Source organism: Pseudomonas sp. 29 (genome assembly GCF_002754355.1).
In the GTDB taxonomy this organism is placed as follows: Bacteria; Pseudomonadota; Gammaproteobacteria; order Pseudomonadales; family Pseudomonadaceae; genus Aquipseudomonas; species Aquipseudomonas neuropathica.
Genome location: NZ_PEEY01000001.1, coordinates 3463022 through 3488995, shown reverse-complemented (window position 1 = coordinate 3488995; position 25974 = coordinate 3463022). Strand labels below are relative to the sequence as shown.

Genomic DNA, 25974 nt, shown 5'->3' with positions numbered 1-25974 from the left:
CACATGTCTGACTTCTCTGGCTTGCCGCTCGTCATCGAGGCGAGCGACCTGCTCCCGCGTCTCGACTCCCCTGAACTGATTCTGGTGGACCTGACCAGCCCTGCCCGTTATGCCGAAGGTCACTTTCCCGGCGCACGCTTTGTCGATCCCAAGCGCACCCAGCTCGGCCAGCCGCCGGCGCCGGGACTGCTGCCGGCGAAAGCCGATCTCGAAGCGTTATTCGGTGAGCTGGGCCATCGCAAAGATGCGGTCTACGTGGTCTATGACGACGAAGGCGGCGGTTGGGCCGGGCGTTTCATCTGGCTGCTCGACGTGATCGGTCACGACAAATATCACTACGTCGACGGCGGTCTGCCGGCGTGGCTGGCGGCCGGCATGCCGATGTCGATCCAGGTTCCGCCTGCAGTGGGCCGCCCTGTGCCATTGACCCTGCATGAAGAACCGACCGCGACCCGTGAATACCTGCAAAGCCGCCTCGGTGCTGCCGATCTGGCGATCTGGGATGCGCGCGGGCCGCTGGAGTATTCCGGTGAGAAAGTGCTGGCCGCCAAGGCTGGGCACATCCCCGGCGCGGTCAATTTCGAATGGACAGCCGGCATGGACAAGGCCCGTCAGTTGCGCATTCGCACAGACATGCCGCAGATCCTCGAAGACCTCGGGATCACCAAGGACAAAGAAATCATTACCCACTGCCAGACCCATCACCGGTCGGGCTTCACTTATCTGGTGGCCAAATCCCTCGGTTATCCGCGGGTCAAGGGCTACGCCGGTTCCTGGGGCGAATGGGGCAACCACCCTGACACGCCAGTCGAGATTTAAGGTTTTTAAGGACAACTAATGAAAGAGCGTCTGTTTATCCTCAGCCAGTACCTGCTGCCTCATCACCTGCTATCGCGTCTGGCCGGCTGCATTGCCGAATGCCGCGTGCGCTGGTTCAAGAATGCCTTCACCCAATGGTTCGCCAAGCGCTACCAGGTGGACATGTCGCAAGCGCTGGTCGAAGACCTCACTGCCTACGAGCACTTCAACGCCTTCTTCACCCGCGCCCTGAAAGACGGCGCGCGTCCACTGGACGAAACCCCGGGCGCGATCCTCAGCCCGGCCGACGGTGCGGTCAGCCAGCTTGGCCCGATCGAACACGGTCGCGTGTTCCAGGCCAAGGGCCACAGCTTCAGCGTGCTGGAACTGCTCGGCGGTGATGCGGCTAACGCTGCACCGTTCATGGGCGGCGACTTCGCCACCATTTACCTGTCGCCTAAGGACTACCACCGCGTGCACATGCCGCTGGCCGGCACCCTGCGCGAAATGGTCTACATCCCGGGCCGGATCTTCTCGGTCAACCAGACCACCGCAGAAAACGTTCCGGAACTGTTCGCCCGCAACGAGCGCGTGGCGTGCATTTTCGACACCGAGCGCGGGCCGATGGCCGTGGTGCTGGTGGGTGCGATGATCGTCGCTTCGATCGAAACCGTATGGGCCGGTCTGGTCACGCCGCCGAAGCGCGAGCTGAAAACCTTCCGCTACGACGAAGCCGCCCGCGCGCCGATTCATCTGGAAAAAGGCGCCGAACTGGGTCGCTTCAAACTGGGTTCGACCGCGATCGTGCTGTTCGGGCCGGATCAGGTGACATGGGCGCAAGAGCTGGTGGCGGGTTCGCCAGTGCAGATGGGGCAAGGCCTGGCGCTGCCAAAAGCCTGAACATGATGTGAGCCACTGATCCGCCTTTTCACACGTCTGCGAAAAGGCGGATACGACTCGGTGGTGCCGTTACTCTATTTGCCCACGAAAGCCGATCGGGCCTTCGTTGGCATAGGTATTGGTGCCACTGAGGTTTTTCCCTCCATCACTGGACGTGACGCTCAACGCGATAACGTTCTGATTGTCCCGGCCGCCAATCACCCACTTGCCGCCCGGATGCCACGGGGCATCATTGCCACCCCACTGATTCTCGACGTTGTACTGGTTCTGACCGGTGCGTTGCGCTTTGAAGCCAATGGGACCTTCCCCGGCATAGGTCATGGTGCCGGTGAACGTTTTACCGTCATCGCGCGACTTGATCTCGATAGCGACGACATTCTGGTTGTCCCGCCCGCCGAGTACCCAGGTTCCACCCGGATGCCACGGCGCCGAACTGCCACCCCATTGATTTGCCACTGCATATTTAGACATGAACCTCATCTCCTTGAAGTTTCGGGAGACCTGCCCGAGGTTGACGGCAGGCCGTGCAACCGTGCGTTTCCGATCGCACGCCTGAGAGACTAGTAGGGCTTGGGGAATGGCATCCGGCCAGCAGACCAGCGGTCAAAAAGTCTGACGCTACCCAGCGAAACAGACCACAGCTGCTAGAGTTTTGGGCATTGCCCCTTCCGCCGCCGGAGCCCGTCAAGGCATGAGTGAGTCTCGTCCCCAACCCTCCCTGAGCGCCCCGACCCCGACGCAAACGCGTCTGTCGTTTTGCGAAGCAACGCCGCGCGACCTCAAGCGCTGGATCGCCGGCCTGCCCAAGGCCAACATCGGTGAAACCGCCCGCCTGCTGTATCAAGGCCTGGGCGAACTCAATCAATTGCTCACCCCCAGTGACAATCGCCTCAACCTGCTGGAGCTGCTGCGACCCGAAGTGTATTTCGTCTGCCAGCATCTGGAACGGCACTTTCTGCATCAGGCGATCATGCTCGACGAGCGTTCGCGCAAGATCAGTAATCTGTGCCAGGCGCTGCAAAGCCATCTGGCGGTCGGCTACAAACAGATCGTGTTGCGGATTGCGCCGAAGTACAGCAAGGATCGCGCGATATTGGTCAGCACGGCCCTGCAACGGGCGGCCCATGCTCTCAAGGGTCAACTGCTGCGTGCGACGCAACTGTACAGCGCGGCACCGGAGCAGGTGTGGTTCGAACTGCATCAGCTGTATCGCATCGCCTGCGAACTGCAACTGCAACAGCGCCGGATCCACGACGATCTCGCCAGCCTCACCACCGAACTCACGCTTGAACAGACTTACATCGCCGCCCTGCTCCTGGGCAGTGCCCGCTGCAATCAATTGCGGCAGAACCAGATCGCCCGATTGGCTGAAGTACTCGAACCGTGGAGCGCCCTGCTCAAATTGCATCCCGGTCGCTCGAGCGAAGGACTGTTTGCGATCAGCCCGGCGATCGATACCGGCCCGCGCTACCGCAACATGTTTCGCAGCGAAGAACAGGCCGGATTGCTCGGCTTCGATCCGCAGCCACTGGTGAACGCCATCGAAGCGCATTTGCAGCACCAGCCCGCATCGACGCCGCTGCCCGTTCCGCCCGGGCTCAGCTTCGACACCCTGCAACACCTGCATGCCACCTGGGGACAAGCCGCCGAGCGCAGCTTTCAGCGCACCGTCGGCCAAGGCCATCTGACCGTGTGCGTAGGCATGAGCGCGCTGCACTTTTATCTGGGTGGCGAGCGCAGTTTCAGCGAGCTGCTCAAACACCCCGGAACGCGCTCGGCGAATTTCAGCAGTGCCGTCGCCAAAGGTGAAAAGGACAGTTGGAGCCAGGCTTTCGACGCCGCACCGCAAAGCAAAACTGATGAGTTTTTGCCTTACGAGGAAATCCAGTACGACCATTTGCTCGAGGATGAAAGCGGCACGGACAGTACGCCCCATTACCCGACCCATGCCCTGCCGGTGATCAATCACAGCCCCGGTGGATATTGCCTGGCGTGGCCAAATGAAGTGCCCGCCGAGCTGCAGGCCGGGGAAATGCTCGGCATTCAGGACAGTGTCAGTCTGGGCTGGAGCATTGCGGTCATTCGCTGGATCCGCCAGGTGCGCGGCGGCGGCACGCAAATGGGCATTGAGCTGGTGGCGCCACATGCCCAGCCTTGCGGCCTGCAACTGGTGCGCTCACGGGACGATCACAGTCAGTATCTGCGCGGACTATTGTTACCGGAGATCAGTGCGATAGATTTGCCGGCAACCTTGCTGGCACCGCGCTTGCCGTTTCAGGAAGGCAGTAAAGTGCTGATCAACACCCAAGGCGAAGAACACCGCGCCGGGCTGGATCGACGGGTGGCGAGTACGCACAGTTTCAATCAGTTCGCCTATCGCTCGCTGGAGGCCGCGCGCAATGGCGGGAGCGAGGAGGATTTTGATTCGTTGTGGAAATCGCTTTAAAGCAAAAGATCGCAGCCTTCGGCAGCTCCTACAGGAAAATGCATATTCCTCTGTAGGAGCTGCCGAAGGCTGCGATCTTTTGATCTTTAATTACAACTGCCCGTCGCGATCACGGAAACCCAGCAGGTACAGCACGCCATCCAGCCCCAGCGTCGAAATCGCCTGCTTCGCCGACTGTTTCACCAACGGCTTGGCACGGAACGCTACGCCCAAACCGGCAATCGCCAGCATCGGCAGGTCATTCGCACCGTCGCCGACCGCGATGGTCTGCTCCAGACGCAAACCTTCCTTGTGTGCCAGCTCTTTGAGCAAATCAGCCTTGCGCTGGGCATCGACGATCGGCTCGATCGCCACGCCGGTACACTTGCCATCGACCACTTCCAGTTCGTTGGCAAACACATAGTCGATGCCGAGTTTGGCCTGCAATTGCTTGGCGAAATAGGTGAAGCCACCGGACAGGATCGCGGTCTTGTAGCCCAGACGCTTGAGTTCAGCGAACAGCGTTTCGGCGCCTTCGGTCAGACGCAGCGAAGCGCCGATCGAGTCCAGCACGCTGACATCCAGACCTTTGAGCAAGGCCAGACGTTCTTTGAAACTGGCGCGGAAATCCAGCTCGCCGGCCATTGCCCGCTCTGTGATTTCGGACACCTGCTCGCCCACGCCGGCAGCCTTGGCCAGCTCGTCAATGACCTCGGCCTCGATCAGCGTCGAGTCCATGTCGAACACCGCCAGACGACGGTTGCGCCGGAACAGCGAATCTTCCTGGAAGGCGATGTCGACGTTCAGCGCTTGGGCAACGCTGAGGAATTCGGCACGCAGCGCCTGTGGATCGGCGGCTTCGCCACGCACGGAGAACTCGATGCAGCCCTTGCCCTTGTCCGCTGGCGTGTCCAGTGGCATGCGACCCGACAGACGGTCGATGTGATCGATATTCAGGCCATATTTGGCGGTGATCGAGCTGACAGCCTGCAATTGGCCAGCGGTCACTTTGCGGGTCAACAGGGTGACGATGTGGCGTTTCTTGCCCTGATTACCCACCCATTGCTGGTAATCCTCTTCGGACACCGGCGTGAAGCGTACCTGCTGGTCGAGCTCGTAGCCCTTGAACAGAATGTCCTTGAGCACGGACTTGCCTTGCTCGGAATCGGGGATTTCAACCAGGATGCCGAACGACAGGGTGTCGTGGATCACCGCCTGACCGATGTCGAGAATGTTCACACCACCTTGTGCCAGAACGCCGGTAATGGCCGCAGTCAGACCCGGACGGTCGACTCCCGTGATGTTAATCAGGACGATTTCGCGCAACGCGCACCCCCGCAACTGGAAAAAAACCGCATTCTACCCACTTTCAGTGACCATCGGGCACCGCGAGCGCTTTGCCGGTCTAGGGCCTGTCGCTATACTGCGCGTCAACTTCACGGACAAAAGAGCCGAGCTCAGTGAACCGGCCCACGCCAGTTAAAACCGATAACTTCTTCCTGCTGATCTTCCGTGCACTGCGCCACCGCCGTGTACCGATTGCATTGCGCATTGCCAGCCATAACGTGATCCTGGTCGCTCTGGCCCTGGTGATCTATGCCGGCGTGATGGGTTTGCAATTCAAGCAGGCCATGCACCAGCAGGCCGATGCGCTGGGCGAAAGCCTGACCACGCAGACCGCGACCTCGGCCACCGAGCTGTTGGTGTCCAACGACATCCTCAGCCTCAACGTGCTGCTCAACAACCTGACCAAGAACAAACTGGTGGCCCACGCGGCGATCTACAGCGTGGATAACCGCATCCTCGCCGAGTCCGGTCAGCGGCCCAAGCACAGCCTGCTGGGCGAAGCCGAGGGCATGTACGAGAGCAAGATCACCTTCCAGGACGTGACTGCCGGGCAACTGCGCATCAGCCTGGACATGGATCAGTTCCAGCAGCCGATGACCATCAGCCTGCAAAGCATGGGCATTCTCAGCGGGATCCTGTTGGCGCTGTCGCTGGCCCTGAGCCTGCGCATGGGCCGCTATCTGTCGACGCCGTTGCTGCAATTGCGTGTCTGGTTGCGACGCATCGACGAACACACGCCGGGCATTGATCGTCAGGATGAAATCGGCGATCTGGCGCGTCAGCTGCACGCCAACTACGCGCCAGAGCCTGCACCGGAACCGGAGCCTGAGTTCGAGGACGAAGAGGACGAGCCGGAATTCGAGGTGCGCAACTTGCGTGATCCGAGTTTCGACGAAACCCGTCCGATGGCCGCGCAGAAGCCTGCACCGCGACATCTGGTCAGCACCGTCGAAGACGATGATGACGATGACGCGTTCGCTGATCTGCGCGATGAATCGCTGGACGTTGCGCCACAACCGGTCGCCCGCAAGGCGACTCCGAGCGTGCCACAACACAGCGCCGTGCTAGCGGTACAACTGGGCTCACAGGAACAACTGCGCCGCTTGCCGCGGGCACGTCTGGAAGAATTGCAGGAGCGTTATCGTGACTGCCTCGATCAGGCTGCTTCGCTGTATCAGGGTGAAATCGAAACCCTCAACGACGGCAGCACGCTGATGCTCTTCCACACCGAAGACAGCGGTGACGATTACCTGACCAACGCAATCTGCTGCGGCGAGTTGCTGCGGGCCTTGGGTCATCAGTTGCAGATTGAAGTCGCAGACAGCGGCATCACCCTGCAACTGCAGCTGGGCCTGACCCTGGGCGATGAGTTGTTCGGCTTGAGTCAGATTGATCTGCTGCTGACCGATTCGGCGCAGGATGCGCTGGCCTTGTCGCAGCACAGCCGTAACCTGCTGCTGGTCGAACGCAAGATCGGCGACGATGCGCTGATTCGTCAGCGTGCGCGGATCCGGCCGATCGCCAGTCCTGAGGGGGCTTGCTGCGTGGAGCGGTTGATGGAACCGTATCCGTCGATGCTGGAACGGCAACTGGCGCGGATGCATGAGCGCCGGGCGTAAGCCTAAGGCCTGAAACACGGAAGCCCGCAGACGAGTGATTGTCTGCGGGCTTTTTTGTGGCCGGTGTTATCGAGATTGCAAGCACCCTGAAAAGCCCCTCACCCTAGCCCTCTCCCACAGGGAGAGGGGACCGATCCGGGATTATTGCCGGAATACACCGACCTGCACGTCCTGCTTTGAATCCATAACCGCCAGGATCGTTCAGGTCGATGCATGGCGCCAGACATCTCGGTCGGCCCGTCTCCCTCAGGGAGAGGGCTGGGGTGAGGGGCTTTTGATCTTTCGCGCAGAACCCCAGACACAACAAAGCCCGCACAAGGCGGGCTCTGTTCTGACTCGATCCAGCTTAGAAGCGGAACACTTCCATATCTGTCCGAATCGGCGATGCCATCGGAATCTTCGGTTGTTTCTCTGATTCCGCCGCCGGCGCTGCCGGTTTTGGTGCCGCTTTACGCGGTGCCTCGGCCACCGGTGGCTGATTGGCCAACGGCTTGAGCGCTACAGACAATTGCTCGGCCAGACGCTGCAGCAAAATGCCCTGGGCCTGAACCTGCGAAGCGGTACTGCCGGCATGCAGCTCTTGCAGATGAACGATGCGGTTATCGCGCACCTGACCACGACGGTCGATCAGACGCCATTGAGCATCGAGAATCGCCGGTTGTTTCTGGCCAGAGTCCAGACGCGTGATGGTCAGCAACACCTGCACATCCGGAGTGAACCCCGTAGTGGCCGGTGCCAGCACTACACGCTGGCTGTCCAGATGGCCAGCAACCTGACGCATCAGCAACTGATCGATATCCGACGAAAGGCTGCCAGCCCAACGACCGTCTGTCGCTGCTTGCAGGCTGCCATCGGGTTGACGTTGCAGCAATGTCTCACGTTGCAGGTAATCGGCTACGACTACCGGACCCAAAAGAACCGCCATGCCCGCGCTTTGCGCAGGCTGAACCGGACTTCCGCTGTCCAGTTGATACAGCGACACCGGCTGGTGAACGCTGCAACCCGCCAGGCCCAAAACGCCGGCGAGCAGGAAAATAAGGGGGCGCAGAGCAGTCATCATCCCGTCCAGGTGGCCGCCACAAGGCTGACCACAGTGAAAATACTCAATAAATATGAAGAACGCTCGGCCACGCCGGCGCTTGGAAAGGCCATATCATCCGTGAATATGCGTTCCGACTCCAGCGCCAAAGCGTCGATCTACGCGTTAAATCGTAGATCCAACGCTCTAGGGCGCCTAATTGAGGTTTTCGACGAGCAGCGCATCCACTCTCTGGAAGCCCCTCGGCAGCTTATTGCCACGACGCCCACGCTCACCTTTGTAGTGTTCGAGGTCATCGGCCTTCAGCGACAGGGTCCGTTTTCCGGCCTGCAGCACCAAGGTGGCGCCTTCCGGAAGGACGGCGATGTCCGTGACATATTCTTCGCGACTGGCCACACGCTCACCGGAAATACCGATGATCTTGTTACCTTTGCCCTTACCTAATTGTGGCAGATCGCTGATTTTGAAGATCAGCAGGCGACCTTCGGTCGTGACCGACGCCAGCCAGTTGTGCTCACGATCGGCCACCGGACGCGGCGCGATGACTTTGGCGTTGTTCGGCAGGCTCAACAGGGCTTTACCGGCCTTGTTCTTGGCTTGCAGGTCTTCGCCCTTGACCACAAAACCGTAACCGGCGTCGGAAGCGATCACGTACAACGCGTCGTCTTCCGGCATCAGCACGCATTCGAAGCTCGCACCGGGCGGTGGTGTCAGACGACCGGTCAACGGCTCGCCCTGGCCCCGAGCCGATGGCAGGGTGTGCGCGGCGACCGAGTAGCTGCGGCCAGTCGAGTCGATAAACACCGCAAACTGGTTGGAGCGCCCCGCTGCCGAGGTCTTGAAGCCATCACCGGCCTTGTACGACAGGCCGGTGGCGTCGATGTCATGACCTTTGGCCGAACGGATCCAGCCTTTTTCAGACAGCACCACGGTGACTTTTTCGTTCGGCAGCAGATCGTGTTCGGTCAGCGCCTTGGCTTCAGCGCGCTCGACGATTGGCGACCGACGGTCATCGCCGTAGGTTTCGGCGTCTTTCAACAGTTCGGTGCGCACCAGCTTCTTCAGCTTGGCTTCGCTGCCCAGCAGGGCTTGCAGCTTGGCTTGTTCCTTGAGCAGTTCGTCCTGCTCGTCGCGCAGCTTCATCTCTTCCAGTCGCGCCAACTGACGCAGACGGGTGTCGAGGATGTAGTCGGCCTGAATTTCACTGAGGGCGAAACGCTCGATCAGCTTGGCCTTCGGATGCTCCTCGGTACGGATGATGTGAATCACTTCATCCAGGTTGAGGTAGGCGATCAGCAAACCGTCCAACAGGTGCAGACGACGCTCGACCTTGTCGAGGCGGAATTGCAGGCGGCGACGTACGGTCAGCACGCGGAATTCCAGCCACTCGACCAGCAGCGCTCGCAGGTTTTTCAGCTGCGGCTTGCCGTCCAGACCGATGATGTTGACGTTGACCCGGTAGGTCGACTCCAGCTCGGTGCTGGCGAACAAGTGCTGCATCAGCGCTTCATGATCGACGCGGCTGTTGACCGGAATGATCACGATGCGGCACGGGTTTTCGTGGTCGGATTCGTCGCGCAGGTCAGCGATCTGCGGGGCTTTCGACGGCTTGGCCTGCATCAACGCGGCGATCTGCTCCAGCACCTTGGCGCCGGACACCTGATGCGGCAGCGCGGTGACGATGATGTCGCCGTCCTCGACGTGGTACACGGCGCGCATGCGCACCGAACCCTTGCCGGTTTCGTACATCTTCAGCAAGTCGGCGCGCGGTGTGATGATTTCCGCTTCGGTCGGATAATCCGGACCTTGAATGTGTTCGCAGAGCTGTTCGACCGTGGCTTTCGGCTCATCGAGCAGACGCACGCAAGCGGTGGCGACTTCGCGCAGGTTATGCGGCGGCACGTCGGTGGCCATGCCCACGGCAATACCGGTGGTGCCGTTGAGCAGGATGTTCGGCAGGCGTGCCGGCAGCACCAGCGGCTCTTGTAAGGTGCCGTCGAAGTTCGGGCCCCAGTCGGCAGTGCCCTGGCCCAGTTCGCTGAGCAGCACTTCGGAATACCGCGACAGGCGTGCTTCGGTGTAACGCATGGCGGCGAAGGACTTCGGATCGTCCGGCGCACCCCAGTTACCCTGACCGTCGACCAGCGTGTAGCGATAGCTGAAAGGCTGCGCCATCAGCACCATCGCTTCGTAGCACGCCGAGTCACCGTGCGGGTGGAATTTACCGAGCACGTCACCGACGGTACGCGCCGATTTCTTGTGCTTGGAGTCGGCGTCCAGGCCCAACTCGCTCATGGCGTAGACGATACGCCGCTGTACCGGTTTCAGGCCGTCGCCGATATGCGGCAGAGCACGGTCCATGATCACGTACATGGAGTAGTTGAGGTAGGCACTTTCGGTGAAGTCGGCCAGCGAGCGGCGTTCTACACCGTCCAGGCTGAGATCAAGGGGGTTGCTCATGCAGGCCTCATCGGTTCGTTGTCTGGCGCAGCAGCATGGTGCCACCGCGCTGAGTAAATTCAAGTTTGTTCAGGGCGCTCATGCCGAGCAGCACCTGATCGCCATGCAGCCCCGGCGCCACCAGTGCGCGGACGTCGCGCAGCACGATGTCACCGAGTTGCAGGCGGTCGATTTTGGTTCGATAGCCCTGGCTCAGGCCATTGGCCGTGCTCAGGGTCACACCGAAACCTTCTTCCAGCTTCAAACGCTTGGCCAGATCCGCCGGGATCGCCACATCGGTTGCGCCGGTGTCGAGCATGAACTCGACCGGTTCGCCGTTGATCTGACCGCTGGCGACAAAATGCCCTTGGGCATTGCCGGCCAGCTTCACCTCGATAAACCCTTCGCCCTGCTCCGAACTGACCACGACGTTCGGATTCTGCTGGCGTTGCTCCCACTGGCCAAAAAACCGCGTCGCCAGAAACAGCGCCGCACACCAGGCCAGAATCATCAGCACCCGACCGGCGCGCTTGCCCGGGGGTTGCTGGCTCAAGGCTTGGCGCTCCAGCCACCGTCAGGCGCGGCGAAGCGCCAGACGATCGGCCGAACCTCACCGTCGGCCCGCGGGCCGAAATTATTGTCGACGCCGACCCACGCACCATCAGCGTCAACGATCAGCGCCTCTTCCAGCCCGAAGTTCTGCGAATAACGGCGGTTGGCCTGCAACAATTCAGCGGCGTACGACCAGCAACGTTCGACCTTGGCGGTCTGCGCATCGCGCCGACAAATCTGAAAGGCGTTGCGCTCAAGGGTAAACAATTTGCCGTTAAACAATGAAAGGTCGGAAAAGTCCCGGTCGACCGCTCTGGCCTTCGGGAACTGCGGCGGCTGCATTTCCTTGCCGCCCTCGCTGAGCAGCACGCAACGACCGTCGCAATCCCACACCGTCTGCTGGCGCTTGATCAGCAGCAAGCCACGGCTTTGCCGTTCGGCAGCCAGCCACATCTGATCGCCCGCCGGATTGATCGCCAAGCCCTCGAAGATCGCATTGAAATGCAGGAGCATGCCGCTGGCCCGTGCTTCGCGAACCATCATCGGCGAGATCTTCAGCCAGTTGACCGGGCCGCTGACGGGCACCTGCAAGACTGCCGCATGGCCCTCGCTGACGATGTAGCGATTGCCGGCACTGTCGCAGCTGATGCCTTCGAAATCCAGGTCGCCACCGCGCACGAACGATGCGGCCCAGTTGCGCGAGCGCAACCCCCACGGCAGACCGGTCTCCGGCACCAGGGGCACGTCGATGTGCAAGGCTTCGGCCTGCCAGACCTGATCGGCGGTATTGAGCCGATAGATCTGATCGTCATCGCGATCCGACACCGTCCACAACTCGCTGCCGCACATGGCCAGCCCCGACAGGTTGCCGCCGCGCATGCCGTCGACCGGGTGCTCGGAGAGCACGCGCAATTCCTGCAACGGCTCGGCCGACACGCTCATCGCACTCAGCAGCAACGCACCCGCCAAGGCCCAGCCAAACCGCATCAGGCCAGCACCTCGGCGAGGTTGCCTTTGGATTCGAGCCAGGTCTTGCGGTCACCGGCGCGTTTCTTCGCCAGCAGCATGTCCATCATTTCCGAGGTTTCGGCGAAGTCTTCACCCAGCGTCAGTTGCACCAGACGCCGAGTATTCGGGTCCATTGTGGTCTCACGCAACTGCGGCGGGTTCATTTCACCCAGACCTTTGAATCGGGTGACCTGGGGTTTGCCGCGCTTCTTCTCGGCGACCAGACGGTCGAGAATGCCGTCGCGCTCGGCTTCGTCGAGGGCGTAGTAGATTTCTTTGCCCAGGTCGATGCGGTACAGCGGCGGCATCGCCACGTAGACGTGACCGGCATCCACCAGCGGGCGGAAATGCTGGACGAACAATGCGCAGAGCAGCGTTGCGATGTGCAGACCGTCGGAGTCGGCGTCGGCAAGGATGCAGATCTTGCCGTAACGCAGCTGGCTCATATCCGCCGCACCCGGATCGACACCGATGGCCACGGCGATGTTGTGCACTTCCTGGCTGGCGAGTACTTCGCTGCCATCGACTTCCCAGGTGTTGAGGATCTTGCCGCGCAACGGCAGGATCGCCTGGAACTCTTTGTCCCGCGCTTGCTTGGCGGAACCACCAGCGGAATCACCTTCGACCAGGAACAGCTCGGAACGCATCGGGTCCTGCCCGGCGCAGTCCGCCAGTTTGCCCGGCAACGCTGGCCCCTGAGTCACACGTTTACGCTCGACTTTCTTGCTGGCCTTAAGACGACGTCCGGCGTTGTTGATCGCCAGTTCCGCCAGGGCCAGACCGGTTTCCGGGTTGGCGTTGAGCCACAGGCTGAACGCATCCTTGACCACACCGGAGACGAACGCCGCCGCTTCACGCGATGACAGACGCTCTTTGGTCTGGCCGGAGAATTGCGGCTCCTGCATCTTCATCGACAGGACGAAAGCGATGCGTTCCCAGACGTCTTCCGGCGCCAGCTTGACGCCGCGCGGCAGCAGGCTGCGGAATTCGCAGAACTCGCGCATCGCATCAAGCAGGCCCTGACGCAGACCGTTGACGTGAGTACCGCCCTGCGCCGTCGGGATCAGGTTGACGTAGCTTTCCTGCACCGCGTCGCCACCTTCCGGCAGCCACAGCAGGGCCCAGTCGACGGCTTCTTTATTACCGGCGAAAGCGCCGCAGAACGGCTCGTCCGGCAGGCGTTCGAATTCGCTGACCGCGTCGACCAGATAGGAACGCAGACCGTCTTCGTAATGCCACTCGACTTTCTCGCCGGTGCCTTTGTCTTCGAAGCTGACCAGCAGCCCCGGGCACAGCACAGCCTTGGCCTTGAGCACATGTTTGAGGCGGCTGATGGAGAATTTCGGTGAATCGAAGTATTTCGGGTCCGGTGCGAAGTACACGCTGGTGCCGGTGTTGCGCTTGCCGACGGTGCCGACGATTTCCAGTTCCGAGGCTTTGAAACCGTCGTTGAAGGTCATCTGGTATTCGTTGCCGTCACGTTTTACACGCACACGGACTTCGGTCGACAAGGCGTTGACCACGGAAATACCCACGCCGTGCAGACCGCCGGAGAACTGGTAGTTCTTGTTGGAAAACTTGCCGCCCGCGTGGAGCTTGGTGAGGATCAGCTCGACACCCGACACGCCCTCTTCCGGGTGAATGTCGACCGGCATGCCACGGCCGTCGTCACTGACTTCCAGCGAATGGTCGGCATGGAGGATGACCTGCACCGATCTGGCGTGACCCGCCAGGGCTTCGTCGACACTGTTGTCGATGACTTCCTGGGCGAGGTGGTTCGGCCGACTGGTGTCGGTGTACATGCCGGGGCGTTTGCGCACCGGGTCGAGGCCCGAGAGGACTTCGATGGCGTCGGCGTTATAAGAGCTAGCGCTGGGAGTGGCCATAGGGTCTCGTCGTCAATGTTCGGTGAAAAAAGAATTCATGGGGCCACAGCTCACAATGCGGAGAAATCGATGGCCTGATACAAATCGGCGCCAATGCCGGCAAAACTCAGCAACGCCGGCAATTGCCCGGCGAAACCCTGAAAACTGTGGTCGCCGCCGGCCTGAATACGCAAGGCGCAGGCGCGGTAATACTGCTGGGCGAGGCGATAGTCCAGTGTTTCATCGCCGGTCTGCAACCACACCTGATAACACTGCGCATCCTGAGGCGCCGGCACTTCCAGTTCGGCGAGGGCCGTGACGTGGTCGTGGGTCAATTCCCAGGTTTCATCGGTATACAGGTTTTTCTGCGGGCCCAGATAGCCGTCGAACATCCGGTGCGGGCTGACCGCCGGGTTGACCAGCAGGGCTTTCAGGCCATGGCGCTCGGCCAGGTGAGTCGCATAGTAGCCGCCGAGTGAGCTTCCCACCAGCAGCGGGCTGCCCAGTTCGGCAATCGCTTGTTCCAACTGACCGATGGCTTCGCGCGGGTGATGATGCAGGGCCGGGACACGCAATTTGTCGCTCAAACCCAGTTGCTCCATCACCGTTACCAGCTGACAGGCCTTTTTCGAGGCTGGGGCGCTGTTGAAACCGTGGATATAGAGGATCGAACCGGACATTTGAGCTCCCTGGGTGTCGGTTTGGGTTTGCGGAGTTTACAGGGAGAGAAGAGCGGATTGGGGGTGGTTTCGAGAAATTGGTCATTCAGCAGGAGCTGCCCTCACCCTAGCCCTCTCCCAAAGGGAGAGGGGACTGATTGGGGGATATTCAAGTGCTACACCGACTTGAGCGAGCTTCAGCGAATCCATAATCGACACATTCTTTCAGGTCGATGGATGACGCCAGACACCTCGGTCGGCTCCCTCTCCCTCCGGGAGAGGGCTGGGCGGGCGGCGTTCCGATGAGGGTTTTGATTTGTCGCTCAATAGCCGTTGGAGCCGTAATCGACAGTGAAGGCGAAACCGGTGACGCGCTCCACGCCAGTCTCCAACCGCCCATCCGGCAACAACCGCAACCAGCGATACCCCGGCGCCTGCTCACCCACCTTAAAGTCCACACTCCCCGGCTCAAACTGAATGCACGTCGAAGGCGAAGCCAGCAAACGTACGCCGTTGCGAGCGCAGTCGATCTCCTGATGCACATGCCCCCACAACACCGCCCGGGCCTGCGGAAAACGATCCAGCACTTCGAAAAATGCCTCGGGATTGCGCAAACCGATCGGCTCCATCCACGCACAACCAATCGACACCGGATGATGGTGAAAGCACACCAGATGATGGCGCTCCGGCGCTTCGCTCAGCGAACGGACCAGCAGTTGCAATTGATCGTCCTGCAGAAACCCCGGCACCGAACCCGGCACCGCCGAATCCAGCAAAGTCACCCGCCAGTTACCGATATCGACCACCGATTCCAGCAAGGCACTCTGCACTGCGGCCTGGGCCATGATCATCGGTTCGTCGTGGTTGCCGGGAATCCAGCGCGCCGGGGCAGTGATTTGGGCGCTCATCTGGCGAAACTGCTGGTACGACTCCAGCGTGCCGTCTTGCGAGATATCACCGGTGGCCAGGATCAGATCGATCTGCGGCTGTTGTTCCAGCACCAACTCGATGACCTTTTGCAGGCTTTCACGGGTGTTCATGCCCAGCAGCGTGCCGTCCGTTTCAGCGAACAAGTGGCTGTCGGACAACTGCACCAGCAGCGCCGTATCGGCGGAGGTCAACGTGGATACGCTCGGCAAGGCGCTCTCCCAAGGCAAAAGCACGGAATCGATCAAGTGCCGCAATTATGCTGGGGGATCAGTGAAAGAGGAAACCGCCGAACCGGACGCAGTTCACAACTAGCGTACGACTTCGTACTCATGCCCCAACGCCAGACAGTGACTCAGCCATTCCCCCAGGAACAGATTGAGCTGAGCCTTTTCATCCGGCTGATGCATCGCCGCGTTCGGGTAAGGATAGATGCCGCGAAAGCGTCGTGCATGTTCGGCGCTGACCACTTCGGCCATGCGTGCGTCGTGATAGACCTGCACTTCGAGCTGCGGCACCGGCAGCCATGGCAGGCTGTGTTCCTGACGCACCTGCAAAGTGGTGGTGTACGGGCAGGTTTGTAGCACTTCGAGGGCCAATACGCCGAGCATCTGCTCGCCCTGAGTGACGGCGATGCGCCGCGCCTCGGGTTCGTTGCGCATGTCCGGGACCAGTCGCATCAGGCGCGCGTAGTTGGCCTCGCAGGCGGCTTGCAGCCCCACGAGGTCGACTCGATAACGATCGCGCAGCTTGTTTACGACCATAACCCCCTCACTTCGGCGCGGTTCAGCGCCAGCCATTGCAAGGCGATGATGCTCGCCGCGTTGGCAATGCGACCGTCACGGACGGCCTGCAAGGCATCTTCGAAAGCCCAGACCGTGACGCGGATATCTTCTGCCTCTTCTTCCAGGCCATGCAGGCCGCCAACGCCTTCGGTGCTGCAACGCCCCAGATACAAATGCACAAACTCGTTACTGCCGCCCGGCGACGGGAAATACTTGGTCATCGGCCACAGGGCCTTGATGTCCAGCCCAGCTTCCTCCTGCGCCTCGCGGTGAGCAACTTCTTCCGGTTGTTCATCCTTGTCGATCAGACCAGCGACCAGTTCGACCAGCCACGGATTGTCGGTCTTGCCCATGGCGCCGACGCGGAACTGCTCGATCAACACTACTTCGTCGCGCTGTGGATCGTAGGGCAACATGCACACCGCATCGTGACGCACAAACACTTCACGGTTGATCTCGCGGCTCATGCCACCGGCGAACAATTCATGGCGCAGGTGCAAACGATCGAGTTTGTAAAAACCCTCGTAGCAGCGCTCGCGTCGCACGACGTCGACGGTGGTCGGAATGGCGTTGGCAAAATCAGTCATGAGCATCCTCTTTACTGCAGATCCATTACGAGGTTGCAGTTGGTGACTGGCAACCTCGACTTCGCGCCATCCTAACGCGCCCGAACGGTTTGATGCAGCCCCTTTACCGTCAGCGGGATGGACGGTGGAGGCGAAACCCACTCTAATTAGCTTAGTGGCGAACTGACTGCTTCTGCGAGAGTCGAAGCGGATATCTTTTTGCCTTCCCCTGCTTTCGAAAGGACGCCCATGTCGCTTTTCAAAATTGCCTCCGTGGCCGCCATCGCCCTGACTCTGGGCGCGTGCGCCAGCCTGTTCCAGCCCAATTACCGTACGCCGCTGGAAACCACCCGCGATGCTTCGGAACAACTGAAACCGGGCTGTTCCAACCCGGATTGCCCGCTGGTGAACATCGACACCCTGCGCTTCCCGGCCGAACCTGCGCTGGACGGCATTATCGAAAAACGCCTGCTGCAAATGACCCGCACCGAGAAAAACGCCCCGGTGGCGCCAACCCTGGCGGTCTACCGCGATCAGTTTCTGGCCAATGCCGGGCCGCGCAACAGCAGCTACCTGCAAGCGAAAGTACGCGAGCAGCATGACGGCTTGGTGATCATCGAGGTGTCGAGCTACCTCGACACTGGCGGTGCGCATGGCACACCGGGTCGGGGTTTCATCAACTATTCGCGTCAGCAGCACAAGGTGCTGAACCTGTCCGACATGTTGATGCCGGGTCAGGAAGAGGCATTCTGGAAAGCGGCGCAAGTCGCGCACAACAGCTGGTTGATCAGCACCAAGCTCGATCAGGAGCCGGAGTTCGTGGCGAACTGGCCGTTCGTGAAAACCCCGAACGTGGCGCTGACCTATGGTGGCGTGATCCTCAAGTACGACGTGACCACCATCGCGCCTTACGCACTGGGCCACGTCGAACTGAAGATTCCTTACCCGCGTCTGAACGGCATTCTCAAGCCCGAGCTGTTTCCCGGCCGTAACTGAAGGCCCGGCCCAGCACGAGTTGCAACAGCCCTGCCAGCACCAGCGCCGGCAGGGTTGCGCCGACATCCGGATACAGATTCGCCAGCAAGTGGTAGGTGCTCACGCCACCCAGCCACGCCAACAACGCCGGCCAGCGCAACGCGGCTGACGCGACCTGAGCACTGCGCTTGCGCAGGATGAAGTGATCCACCAGCACCACGCCAAACAGCGGCGCAAACACCGAACCGATCAGTAGCAGGAAGTTCTGGTATTGCGCCAACGGCGCCAGCAATGCGATCAGCGTGCAGATCACGCCGATGGCCAAGGCCAGATGTTCGACTTTCAGGCGCAACAGAATCCCGCTCGATACCGCAGCAGAGTGAATGTCGGCAAAGGCGTTTTCCGACTCATCGAGCAGAATCAGCAGCAGCGGAATGCCCAGACCGGCGCCAGCAAGAGCCAGCAACAGCGCGTTGACTTCACCGCTTGGCGCAAAGGCCAGGGTGTAGGCGACGCCAAGGCTCATCAGCCAGAAGTTACCGATGAAGAAACCGACCGCAGTGCCACCGAACACATTCTTCGCGCGCTTGCCGAAACGCGAGTAATCGGCGATCAGCGGCAGCCACGACAGCGGCATCGCGATAGCAATGTCGAAGCCCACGGCGAATGGCATCGAACCGTCACCGGCACGCGACCAGAGATCGGCCAGATCGGCTTTGGCGAACAGGTTCCAGGTCAGCCAGAGGCACGCCGCCAGCAACAGCCAGATGCCCCACTTGCGCAGGATCTGCCGGACGAAAGTCAGCGGACCGCTGACCGCGAGCAACGTCGCCAATGCACCGAAAAACAGTGTCCACAACAGCGGGCTCGACCACAACGAACCTTCGCTGAACGCCCGGGTGCCGAGCAGGCTGGCGGCGTCGCGCATGACGATGATTTCGAACGAGCCCCAACCGATCAGTTGCAGCAAATTCAGCAGCGCCGGCAGGCTCGCGCCCTTGCTGCCGAGGCTGAGTTTCAGCGCGGCCATCGCCGACAAGCCGGTGTCGCTACCGATCACGCCGACGGCGGCCAGCAGCAAAACGCCAACCAGTGTACCGAGGAAAATCGCCAGCAGTGAACCGGACAAGCCCAGGCCAGGCGCGAGCAATGCGCCGGTTTGCAAAACCATCAGACCGATGCCGAGGGAGAACCACAGGGAAAACAGATCGCGACCGCCGAACACACGCTTGTCGGCGGGTACGGCGAGGTCGGGGGAATAGGTGCTGGGTTGAATGCTCAAGGGTGTTATCTCAGAGGGACATTTGTTGTTGTGTTGATCGCATTCGCGAGCAAGCTCGCTCCCACACTTGAATGCATTCCAAAGTAGGAGCGAGCCTGCTCGCGAAGGGGCCCTTACAGGCCCACCCTTTTCAGGTCAGATCAAACCTTTTTGTACAGCTGACTGCCTTCCTTCTTGAACCGCTCGGCCTGTTCCGCCAGGCCTTTGGCGACGTCCACGTCGACCGCGTCGATCCGCTGGTTGGCCGCGTATTCGCGGACTTCCTGAGTGATCTTCATCGAGCAGAATTTCGGCCCGCACATCGAACAGAAGTGCGCGACCTTCGCCGAATCCTTCGGCAGGGTTTCATCGTGATACGAACGCGCAGTGTCCGGGTCCAGACCGAGGTTGAACTGGTCTTCCCAACGGAACTCAAAGCGCGCCTTGCTCAAGGCATTGTCGCGAATCTGTGCACCCGGATGCCCTTTGGCCAAGTCCGCTGCGTGCGCGGCGATCTTGTAGGTGATGATCCCGGTCTTCACGTCATCCTTGTTCGGCAGGCCCAGGTGTTCCTTAGGCGTCACGTAGCAGAGCATGGCGCAACCGAACCAGCCGATCATTGCCGCACCGATACCCGAGGTGATGTGGTCGTAGCCCGGCGCGATGTCGGTGGTCAGAGGGCCGAGGGTGTAGAACGGCGCCTCGTCGCAGCACTCCAGCTGCTTGTCCATGTTCTCCTTGATCAACTGCATCGGCACGTGGCCCGGGCCTTCGATCATGGTTTGCACGTCGTGCTTCCAGGCGATCTTGGTCAGTTCGCCGAGGGTTTCCAGTTCGCCGAATTGCGCGGCATCGTTGGCGTCGGCAATCGAACCCGGACGCAAGCCATCACCCAGCGAGAAGCTGACGTCATAGGCTTTCATGATTTCGCAGATTTCTTCGAAATGCGTGTAGGCGAAGTTTTCCTTGTGATGCGCCAGGCACCACTTGGCCATGATCGAACCACCACGGGAAACGATACCGGTCACGCGTTTGGCGGTCAGCGGCACGTAGCGCAGCAACACGCCGGCGTGAATGGTGAAGTAGTCGACGCCCTGCTCGGCCTGCTCGATCAGCGTGTCGCGGAACAGCTCCCAGGTCAGGTCTTCAGCCGCGCCACCGACTTTTTCCAGCGCCTGATAGATCGGCACCGTGCCGATCGGCACCGGCGAATTGCGGATGATCCACTCGCGGGTTTCATGAATGTGCTTACCGGTGGACAAGTCCATGATGTTGTCCGCGCCCCAGCGAATGCCCCAGGTCAGTTTCGCCACTTCTTCTTCGATGGACGAACCCAAGGCACTGTTGCCGATGTTGCCGTTGATCTTCACCAGGAAGTTACGGCCGATGATCATCGGTTCCAGTTCGGTGTGGTTGATGTTGGCCGGAATGATTGCGCGGCCACGGGCGATCTCTTCACGGACAAATTCCGGGGTGATGATTTTCGGCACGCTGGCGCCGAAGCTGTGACCCGGGTGTTGCTGATCCAGCAGGCCGGCGGCGCGGGCCACTTCAAGTTTCATGTTTTCGCGGATGGCGACGAATTCCATCTCGGGCGTGATGATGCCCTGACGCGCGTAGTGCATTTGCGTGACGTTGGCCCCGGCCTTGGCGCGGCGCGGGTTGTTGACGTGGGCAAAGCGCAGTTTGGTCAATTCAGGATCGGCGAGGCGCTCGCGACCGAAGTTGGAACTCAGGCCGGCCAGACGCTCAGTGTCGCCACGGTCGTCGATCCACGCCGAACGCACATCGGCCAGGCCTTTGCGCACGTCGATCACCACGTTCGGATCGGTGTAGGGGCCCGAGGTATCGTAAACGGTCACCGGCGCGTTGATTTCGCCGCCGAAGTCGGTCGGGGTCACATCGAGGGTGATTTCACGCATCGGCACGCGGATGTCCGGGCGCGAGCCCTGAACGTAGACTTTTTGCGAACGGGTGAACGGCTTGACCGATTGCTCGTCGACCTTGGCCGAGTCACTCAGGTTGATCGCGTTTTTTGATTTTGTAGTCGTCATCACGGGCTCTCCAGACAGCATCCAGGCAGTGGATTGTCGGAGCAGAACCTGAAAGGCACGGACGCACCAGGACCGGTGCTGTGCCTCGTCGTCGAGCGTTCGATTGTCGAACAATTTCCCGGACGAAGCACAAGAGGACTCGCCGGGTGACGAGAAATCTTGTTCCCTACGCAGGCGCTAACCTGATCAGGTTCAACGGGATCCGAAATTATTCGATCTCAGCCTCATAGCAAGGCACCCCGACAAGAACCCGGCCAGTCTAGACACAACCGGCAAAGAACGCCAACACCGCAGCAAACACCATGATGAATGGCATAAATACAGGGGCTTGGCTGATTGTTGTGAGGCAAATGCGCAACTACACTCGCTTTGCCCCGCCACGCCTTGACGCTGTGGGGCCTGCGCCTTACCTTTGGCGCCCGGATTACTTCCATAATATTAATGCTAGGGATCGCCTCATGCTGCGCAAACTCTCACTGGCTCTTGCCGTGTCTTGTGCGTCCAACGCAATGGCCTGGGCAGCAGAAGCGCCCTTGTCGACCAAAACCGATCTGGTCAGCGTCTATCAAGAGGCGGTCGACAACAACGCCGACCTCGCCGCCGCCCGCGCGCAGTACGGCGCACAGAAAGAAGTGGTGCCACAGGCCCGCGCCGGTCTGCTGCCGAACCTGTCAGGCGGCGCTGAAGTGGCCAATGTGCGGACGTCGATCGATCAGCCCTCGGCCACTGCCAACCGCAGCGCTCACTCCTACCAGGCGACTCTGGCCCAGCCGTTGTTCCGCGCCGATCGCTGGTTCCAGTACCAGGCGGCCAAGGACGTCAACGAGCAAGCAGCGCTGCAACTGTCGGCGACCGAACAGAACCTGATCCTGCAATCGGCCGAAAGCTATTTCAACGTGCTGCGCAGCCAGGACAACCTCGCCTCGACCAAAGCTGAAGAGGCCGCGTTCAAGCGCCAGCTCGACCAGTCCAACGAACGCTTCGATGTCGGCCTGTCAGACAAGACCGACGTGCTGCAATCGCAAGCCAGCTACGACACCGCACGGGCCAACCGCATCGTTGCGCAACGTCAGGTCGACGATGCCTTCGAAGCGCTGATCACCCTGACCAACCGCCAGTACAACTCGATTCAGGGCATCGTCCACACGCTGCCGATCCTGCCGCCAGCGCCGAACGACGCCAAGGCGTGGGTTGATACCGCGGCGAAACAGAACCTCAATCTGCTGGCGAGCAACTTCGCCGTCAGGTCCGCCGAGCAGACCCTCAAGCAGCGCAAGGCCGGCCACTTGCCGACCCTCGATGCCGTGGCCAAATACGAAAAGGGTGACAACGACGCCCTCGGCTTTTCCAACCCGAACGCTTTCGGTGTGCCGTACCGTGACAATGTCGAACAGAGCACGGTCGGCCTGCAATTGAACATCCCGATCTACAGCGGCGGACTGACCAGCTCGCAAGTGCGCCAGTCGTATGAGCAACTGAATCAGAGCGAACAACAGCGCGAATCCCTGCGCCGGCAGATCGTCGAGAACACCCGCAACCTGCACCGCGCGGTGAACACCGACGTCGAGCAGGTGCAGGCGCGTCGCCAGTCGATCATCTCCAACCAGAGCGCAGTGGAAGCCACGGAAATCGGTTATCAGGTCGGTACGCGCAACATCGTCGACGTGCTCGATGCGCAGCGCCAGCTGTACACCTCGGTGCGCAACTACAACAACACGCGTTATGACTACATCCTCGACAACCTGCGCTTGAAGCAGGCGGCGGGAACGTTGAACCCGGGGGATCTGGAAGATCTACGGCGTTATCTGAAAGCCGACTACAACCCGGACAAGGATTTCCTCCCGCCGGATCTGGCCAAAGCGGCCGAGGCGCAGCTCAAGGCCCGGCCTTAAGCCTTAAAAACAAAAGATCGCAGCCTTCGGCAGCTCCTACAGGAAACGTATTCCAATGTAGGAGCAGCCGAAGGCTGCGATCTTTTTTGCTTTACTTGATCAGTCGGCCCAAACCATCCAGCAAACGCTGCAACGCGCCCTGATTGCGGCGCATCACCGCCAGCCCGGCGTCGGCCATACGCTGCGCATCACGCGGCAGCTCAAACAGGCGCTGCACTTCCAGCGCCAGCCCTTCGGCATCATCGACCTCGGCCAACGCTCCGGCTTCGCGCAATTGCGCGGCGATGTCGAGGAAGTTGAACAGGTGCGGGCCGCTGATCACCGGTTTGGCCAAGGCTGCCGGCTCCAGCAGATTGTGCCCGCCATTGGCCACCAGGCTGCCGCCGACAAACGCGCTGTCCGCCAAGGCATAAAGAAACAGCAACTCGCCCATGGTGTCGCCGAGCAGCACCGACGTCTGCGCATCGACATTGGCCCCAGTCGAACGCCGAACCGTGGCGAAGCCTTCGCGCTGGCACAGTTCGAACACCGAGTTGAAACGCTCCGGGTGACGCGGCACCAGAATCAGCAACGCATCCGGGTGATTGGCCAGCAAGCGCCGATGAGCGTCAAGGATCACTTCGTCCTCGCCTTCATGGGTGCTGGCGGCAATCCACACCGGACGCTCCAGCGCCTGCCACTGGCCACGCAAGTCAGCTGCACGTTGCAGCAGTTGCGGATCGATGGTCAGGTCGAACTTGATCGAGCCGGTGACCTCAACGGTTTCCGGGCGCGCACCGAGATCGCGGAAGCGCTGGGCTTCGGCTTCGGTCTGCACGGCGAACAAACTCATTTCGGCGAGCATCGGCGCGGTCAGTTTGCCGAAGCGGCCATAGCCTTTGGCGGAACGCTCGGACAAGCGTCCATTGGCCAATGCCACCGCAATTCCGCGCTTGGCGCATTGATGAATGTGATTGGGCCACAGTTCGGTTTCCATGATCACCGCGAGCTTGGGCTGAACGCGATCAAGAAAACGCGCCGCCGCACAAGGCAAGTCATACGGCAGATAGCAATGCTGGATGCGCGGATCGTTAGCGAACAGCGCCTGAATCCGCTCCGAACCGGTCGGGGTCATGCAGGTCACGGTGATCGGCAGTTGTGGATAACGTTGCAGCAAGGCGCGGATCATCGGCGCCGCAGCAATGCTTTCGCCCACCGACACCGCGTGCACCCAGATGCCGCCGGGCTGCAGCGTCGGCATGCCGTAGGAGAAACGTTCGCCAATCCGCCTGGCATACGCCGGCGCCTTGCGCGCACGCAGCCATAGCCGAATCGCCACCAATGGCAGCCCCAGGTAAAACAGCGCGGTGTAGAGAGTTCTATTCATGGCGGCGGAGTTTATCGACTTTTGTCGCCGATCGCCCGCAAGTGCACGGCAAAACGTTCGGCCAGCCAGCGCGCGGCCGGGCCGAGCGGTTCGTCGCGGCGCCAGACCAGTTCCACCACCAGTGCCGGCGGGGTCCATTCGCTGTCGAGTTCGACCATCAAGCCCTGATACGCGGAGTACTGCACCACATGCCGGGGCAACCAGGCCCAGCCGAGGTCGCGTACCAGCCATTCGGACATCACGTAAAAACTGTCGGCGCGCCATACCTGCGGGCTGGCCGGCTCGTTGCCGGGATAGACACTGGTTTGCGTCGACATCAACAATTGCCGGTGCTGCGCCAGTTGCTGGCAGGTCACGTAAGACTGCTTCGCCAGCGGATGATTGATGCCGCAGACCGTGACCATTTCCACGCTGCCGAGCACCCGGCGCTCCAGCGCTTCGGGGATTTCATCGTGATAGAACAACAGGCCGAGGTCGGCACGACGCTCGACCAGCTTGCGCGCGACTTCGCCTTGCGCGGCGCTGGTCAATTGCACTTCCAGGCTGGGAAACTGCTCGGCCAGTTCACCGAAACTTTCCACCAGCGCCTGATAGGGCATCGCCTCATCCTGCGCCACGCGCAGTTGTGCTTCCTGGCCGCGCAGCATCGCCATCGCCCGACCGTTTAGGCGCTCACATTGACGCAGGACTTCACGTGCCTCTTCCAACAGCGCTTCGCCCGCCTCGGTGAGCGTTGGCTGACGGCCGCTGCTACGCTCGAACAGGCTGACGCCCAAGTCATCTTCGAGCATGGCAATCGCGCTGCTGATCGCCGACTGCGCTTTACGCTGCTGGCGCGCCACGGCGGAAAACGAGCGGTGTTCGGCGACGTCGACAAACACCCGCAGTTGATCCAGATTCCACTGCATGCTGATTCACCTACCCATCTCTATAACAGATAGGTAATGACTTTACCCCATCTGGCGAATCACTAGAATGCCGCCTCAGCAAGCAACGTTTCACATTGAGGATTTGAACATGAACGCCTACGCCTACCTGGCCATTGCCATCTGTGCCGAAGTGATCGCCACCGTGTCGATGAAAGCGGTCAAAGGCCTCAGCACGCCACTGCCATTGGTGCTGGTCATCGTCGGCTACGCGATCGCGTTCTGGATGTTGACCCTGGTGGTGCGCACCGTTCCGGTTGGCGTGGCCTACGCGGTGTGGGCGGGCATGGGGATTGTGATGGTCAGCGTCGCGGCGCTGTTCATTTACGGACAGAAGCTGGATATCCCGGCGATGCTGGGGATGGCGTTGATCGTGCTGGGTGTCGTGGTGATCCAGTTGTTCTCGAAAACCGCCGGCCACTAAAATCCAACCACAATCCCTGTGGGAGCGAGCTTGCTCGCGAAAGCGGTTCGTCAGACGCATGATTGCTATCTGACACACCCTCTTCGCGAGCAAGTTCGCTCCCACATTTGGTTCTGCGTTCAACCTGTTGATCATCGACAAATCCGC

General features: G+C 60.7%; 22 protein-coding genes and 1 riboswitch. Of the genes, 7 read left to right on the top strand and 15 right to left on the bottom strand.

Features of this window, described 5'->3' with window-relative positions:
• Nucleotides 1-3 precede the first annotated feature (3 nt).
• Nucleotides 4-819 carry a thiosulfate sulfurtransferase gene (gene rhdA / locus CLU80_RS16160; protein ID WP_099757830.1) on the top strand — a complete coding sequence of 272 codons (816 nt, stop codon included), beginning with the start codon at nt 4-6 and terminating at the stop codon, nt 817-819.
• 18 nt (nt 820-837) lie between these two features.
• Complete coding sequence (gene asd, locus CLU80_RS16155; protein WP_093430163.1) at nt 838-1698, top strand: archaetidylserine decarboxylase; 861 nt, start codon at nt 838-840, stop codon at nt 1696-1698.
• A gap of 69 nt (nt 1699-1767) precedes the next feature.
• Here the strand turns inward: asd and CLU80_RS16150 are convergent, their stop codons facing one another.
• Nucleotides 1768-2169: a lectin OAA family protein gene (locus CLU80_RS16150; RefSeq protein ID WP_093430162.1), complete on the bottom strand. Its 402-nt coding sequence runs from the start codon at nt 2167-2169 to the stop codon at nt 1768-1770.
• 220 nt (nt 2170-2389) lie between these two features.
• Between CLU80_RS16150 and CLU80_RS16145 the strand changes: the two genes are divergently transcribed.
• Nucleotides 2390-4144 (top strand): cyclic-di-GMP receptor FimW-related protein, encoded by a 1755-nt coding sequence (locus CLU80_RS16145; protein WP_099757829.1) that lies wholly within the window; start codon nt 2390-2392, stop codon nt 4142-4144.
• A 90-nt stretch (nt 4145-4234) separates the two neighbouring features.
• Here CLU80_RS16145 and serB read toward each other — a convergent pair whose 3' ends face one another.
• Nucleotides 4235-5449 carry a phosphoserine phosphatase SerB gene (gene serB / locus CLU80_RS16140; RefSeq protein WP_093430160.1) on the bottom strand — a complete coding sequence of 405 codons (1215 nt, stop codon included), beginning with the start codon at nt 5447-5449 and terminating at the stop codon, nt 4235-4237.
• A 134-nt stretch (nt 5450-5583) separates the two neighbouring features.
• On the opposite strand from serB, the gene CLU80_RS16135 reads away from it, so the two are divergent.
• The gene (locus tag CLU80_RS16135) at nt 5584-7089 is read left to right on the top strand and encodes an AhpA/YtjB family protein (RefSeq protein ID WP_093430159.1); all 1506 of its coding nucleotides are present in this window, start codon (nt 5584-5586) and stop codon (nt 7087-7089) included.
• Between the two features lie 346 nt (nt 7090-7435).
• Here CLU80_RS16135 and CLU80_RS16130 read toward each other — a convergent pair whose 3' ends face one another.
• From CLU80_RS16130 to CLU80_RS16090, 9 genes are all read right to left on the bottom strand, one after another.
• A complete protein-coding gene (locus CLU80_RS16130; RefSeq protein ID WP_093430158.1) occupies nt 7436-8146 on the bottom strand; it encodes a PqiC family protein in 711 nt (236 codons plus the stop codon).
• A gap of 177 nt (nt 8147-8323) precedes the next feature.
• Nucleotides 8324-10588 (bottom strand): DNA topoisomerase IV subunit A, encoded by a 2265-nt coding sequence (gene parC, locus CLU80_RS16125; RefSeq protein WP_093430157.1) that lies wholly within the window; start codon nt 10586-10588, stop codon nt 8324-8326.
• A 7-nt stretch (nt 10589-10595) separates the two neighbouring features.
• Nucleotides 10596-11120: a retropepsin-like aspartic protease family protein gene (locus tag CLU80_RS16120; protein ID WP_007915776.1), complete on the bottom strand. Its 525-nt coding sequence runs from the start codon at nt 11118-11120 to the stop codon at nt 10596-10598.
• On the bottom strand, nt 11117-12106 hold the full coding sequence (locus CLU80_RS16115) for an esterase-like activity of phytase family protein (protein ID WP_099757828.1): 990 nt from the start codon (nt 12104-12106) through the stop codon (nt 11117-11119). The genes CLU80_RS16120 and CLU80_RS16115 overlap by 4 nt, the downstream gene beginning before the upstream one ends.
• On the bottom strand, nt 12106-14013 hold the full coding sequence (parE, locus tag CLU80_RS16110; RefSeq protein WP_034151667.1) for a DNA topoisomerase IV subunit B: 1908 nt from the start codon (nt 14011-14013) through the stop codon (nt 12106-12108). The genes CLU80_RS16115 and parE overlap by 1 nt, the downstream gene beginning before the upstream one ends.
• A 50-nt stretch (nt 14014-14063) precedes the next feature.
• Entirely contained in the window at nt 14064-14672 is a 609-nt protein-coding gene (locus CLU80_RS16105; protein ID WP_099757827.1) for a YqiA/YcfP family alpha/beta fold hydrolase, read from the bottom strand.
• 302 nt (nt 14673-14974) lie between these two features.
• The gene (gene cpdA / locus CLU80_RS16100) at nt 14975-15790 is read right to left on the bottom strand and encodes a 3',5'-cyclic-AMP phosphodiesterase (RefSeq protein WP_099757826.1); all 816 of its coding nucleotides are present in this window, start codon (nt 15788-15790) and stop codon (nt 14975-14977) included.
• Nucleotides 15791-15889: 99 nt separating this feature from the next.
• A complete protein-coding gene (locus tag CLU80_RS16095) occupies nt 15890-16342 on the bottom strand; it encodes a DUF1249 domain-containing protein (RefSeq protein WP_034151669.1) in 453 nt (150 codons plus the stop codon).
• Complete coding sequence (locus CLU80_RS16090) at nt 16333-16950, bottom strand: NUDIX domain-containing protein (RefSeq protein ID WP_093430152.1); 618 nt, start codon at nt 16948-16950, stop codon at nt 16333-16335. Before CLU80_RS16090 ends, CLU80_RS16095 begins: the two co-directional genes overlap by 10 nt.
• Before the next feature lie 228 nt (nt 16951-17178).
• Between CLU80_RS16090 and CLU80_RS16085 the strand changes: the two genes are divergently transcribed.
• Nucleotides 17179-17925, top strand: a complete 747-nt coding sequence (locus CLU80_RS16085; RefSeq protein WP_095047275.1) for an RsiV family protein — start codon at nt 17179-17181, stop codon at nt 17923-17925.
• Here the strand turns inward: CLU80_RS16085 and cytX are convergent.
• Complete coding sequence (gene cytX, locus CLU80_RS16080; RefSeq protein WP_099757825.1) at nt 17894-19186, bottom strand: putative hydroxymethylpyrimidine transporter CytX; 1293 nt, start codon at nt 19184-19186, stop codon at nt 17894-17896. The two genes, CLU80_RS16085 and cytX, sit on opposite strands and share 32 nt — an antisense overlap.
• A 140-nt stretch (nt 19187-19326) precedes the next feature.
• A complete protein-coding gene (gene thiC / locus CLU80_RS16075; RefSeq protein WP_099757824.1) occupies nt 19327-21219 on the bottom strand; it encodes a phosphomethylpyrimidine synthase ThiC in 1893 nt (630 codons plus the stop codon).
• A 146-nt stretch (nt 21220-21365) separates the two neighbouring features.
• A riboswitch (TPP riboswitch) is annotated at nt 21366-21471 on the bottom strand.
• A gap of 206 nt (nt 21472-21677) precedes the next feature.
• Here thiC and CLU80_RS16070 point away from each other — a divergent pair.
• Entirely contained in the window at nt 21678-23111 is a 1434-nt protein-coding gene (locus tag CLU80_RS16070; protein WP_099757823.1) for a TolC family outer membrane protein, read from the top strand.
• Nucleotides 23112-23202: 91 nt separating this feature from the next.
• On the opposite strand, the gene waaA is transcribed toward CLU80_RS16070, so the two are convergent.
• On the bottom strand, nt 23203-24477 hold the full coding sequence (waaA, locus tag CLU80_RS16065) for a lipid IV(A) 3-deoxy-D-manno-octulosonic acid transferase (protein ID WP_099757822.1): 1275 nt from the start codon (nt 24475-24477) through the stop codon (nt 23203-23205).
• Between the two features lie 11 nt (nt 24478-24488).
• Nucleotides 24489-25385 (bottom strand): LysR family transcriptional regulator, encoded by an 897-nt coding sequence (locus CLU80_RS16060; RefSeq protein ID WP_093430146.1) that lies wholly within the window; start codon nt 25383-25385, stop codon nt 24489-24491.
• Nucleotides 25386-25494: 109 nt separating this feature from the next.
• On the opposite strand from CLU80_RS16060, the gene CLU80_RS16055 reads away from it, so the two are divergent.
• The gene (locus tag CLU80_RS16055; RefSeq protein ID WP_099757821.1) at nt 25495-25827 is read left to right on the top strand and encodes a DMT family transporter; all 333 of its coding nucleotides are present in this window, start codon (nt 25495-25497) and stop codon (nt 25825-25827) included.
• The last annotated feature ends 147 nt before the right edge of the window (nt 25828-25974 follow it).

What these genes read in the sequence shown, in the direction of transcription:
- CLU80_RS16095 (WP_034151669.1), bottom strand. Translation starts at nt 16,342, where the DNA reads ATGGTCGTAAACAAGCTGCGCGATCGTTATCGAGTCGACCTCGTGGGG.
- asd (WP_093430163.1), top strand. Translation starts at nt 838, where the DNA reads ATGAAAGAGCGTCTGTTTATCCTCAGCCAGTACCTGCTGCCTCATCAC.
- parC (WP_093430157.1), bottom strand. Translation starts at nt 10,588, where the DNA reads ATGAGCAACCCCCTTGATCTCAGCCTGGACGGTGTAGAACGCCGCTCG.
- CLU80_RS16130 (WP_093430158.1), bottom strand. Translation starts at nt 8,146, where the DNA reads ATGACTGCTCTGCGCCCCCTTATTTTCCTGCTCGCCGGCGTTTTGGGC.
- CLU80_RS16055 (WP_099757821.1), top strand. Translation starts at nt 25,495, where the DNA reads ATGAACGCCTACGCCTACCTGGCCATTGCCATCTGTGCCGAAGTGATC.
- CLU80_RS16070 (WP_099757823.1), top strand. Translation starts at nt 21,678, where the DNA reads ATGCTGCGCAAACTCTCACTGGCTCTTGCCGTGTCTTGTGCGTCCAAC.
- CLU80_RS16150 (WP_093430162.1), bottom strand. Translation starts at nt 2,169, where the DNA reads ATGTCTAAATATGCAGTGGCAAATCAATGGGGTGGCAGTTCGGCGCCG.
- CLU80_RS16105 (WP_099757827.1), bottom strand. Translation starts at nt 14,672, where the DNA reads ATGTCCGGTTCGATCCTCTATATCCACGGTTTCAACAGCGCCCCAGCC.
- CLU80_RS16145 (WP_099757829.1), top strand. Translation starts at nt 2,390, where the DNA reads ATGAGTGAGTCTCGTCCCCAACCCTCCCTGAGCGCCCCGACCCCGACG.
- CLU80_RS16090 (WP_093430152.1), bottom strand. Translation starts at nt 16,950, where the DNA reads ATGACTGATTTTGCCAACGCCATTCCGACCACCGTCGACGTCGTGCGA.
- waaA (WP_099757822.1), bottom strand. Translation starts at nt 24,477, where the DNA reads ATGAATAGAACTCTCTACACCGCGCTGTTTTACCTGGGGCTGCCATTG.
- CLU80_RS16060 (WP_093430146.1), bottom strand. Translation starts at nt 25,385, where the DNA reads ATGCAGTGGAATCTGGATCAACTGCGGGTGTTTGTCGACGTCGCCGAA.
- rhdA (WP_099757830.1), top strand. Translation starts at nt 4, where the DNA reads ATGTCTGACTTCTCTGGCTTGCCGCTCGTCATCGAGGCGAGCGACCTG.
- CLU80_RS16115 (WP_099757828.1), bottom strand. Translation starts at nt 12,106, where the DNA reads ATGCGGTTTGGCTGGGCCTTGGCGGGTGCGTTGCTGCTGAGTGCGATG.
- CLU80_RS16085 (WP_095047275.1), top strand. Translation starts at nt 17,179, where the DNA reads ATGTCGCTTTTCAAAATTGCCTCCGTGGCCGCCATCGCCCTGACTCTG.
- parE (WP_034151667.1), bottom strand. Translation starts at nt 14,013, where the DNA reads ATGGCCACTCCCAGCGCTAGCTCTTATAACGCCGACGCCATCGAAGTC.
- thiC (WP_099757824.1), bottom strand. Translation starts at nt 21,219, where the DNA reads ATGACGACTACAAAATCAAAAAACGCGATCAACCTGAGTGACTCGGCC.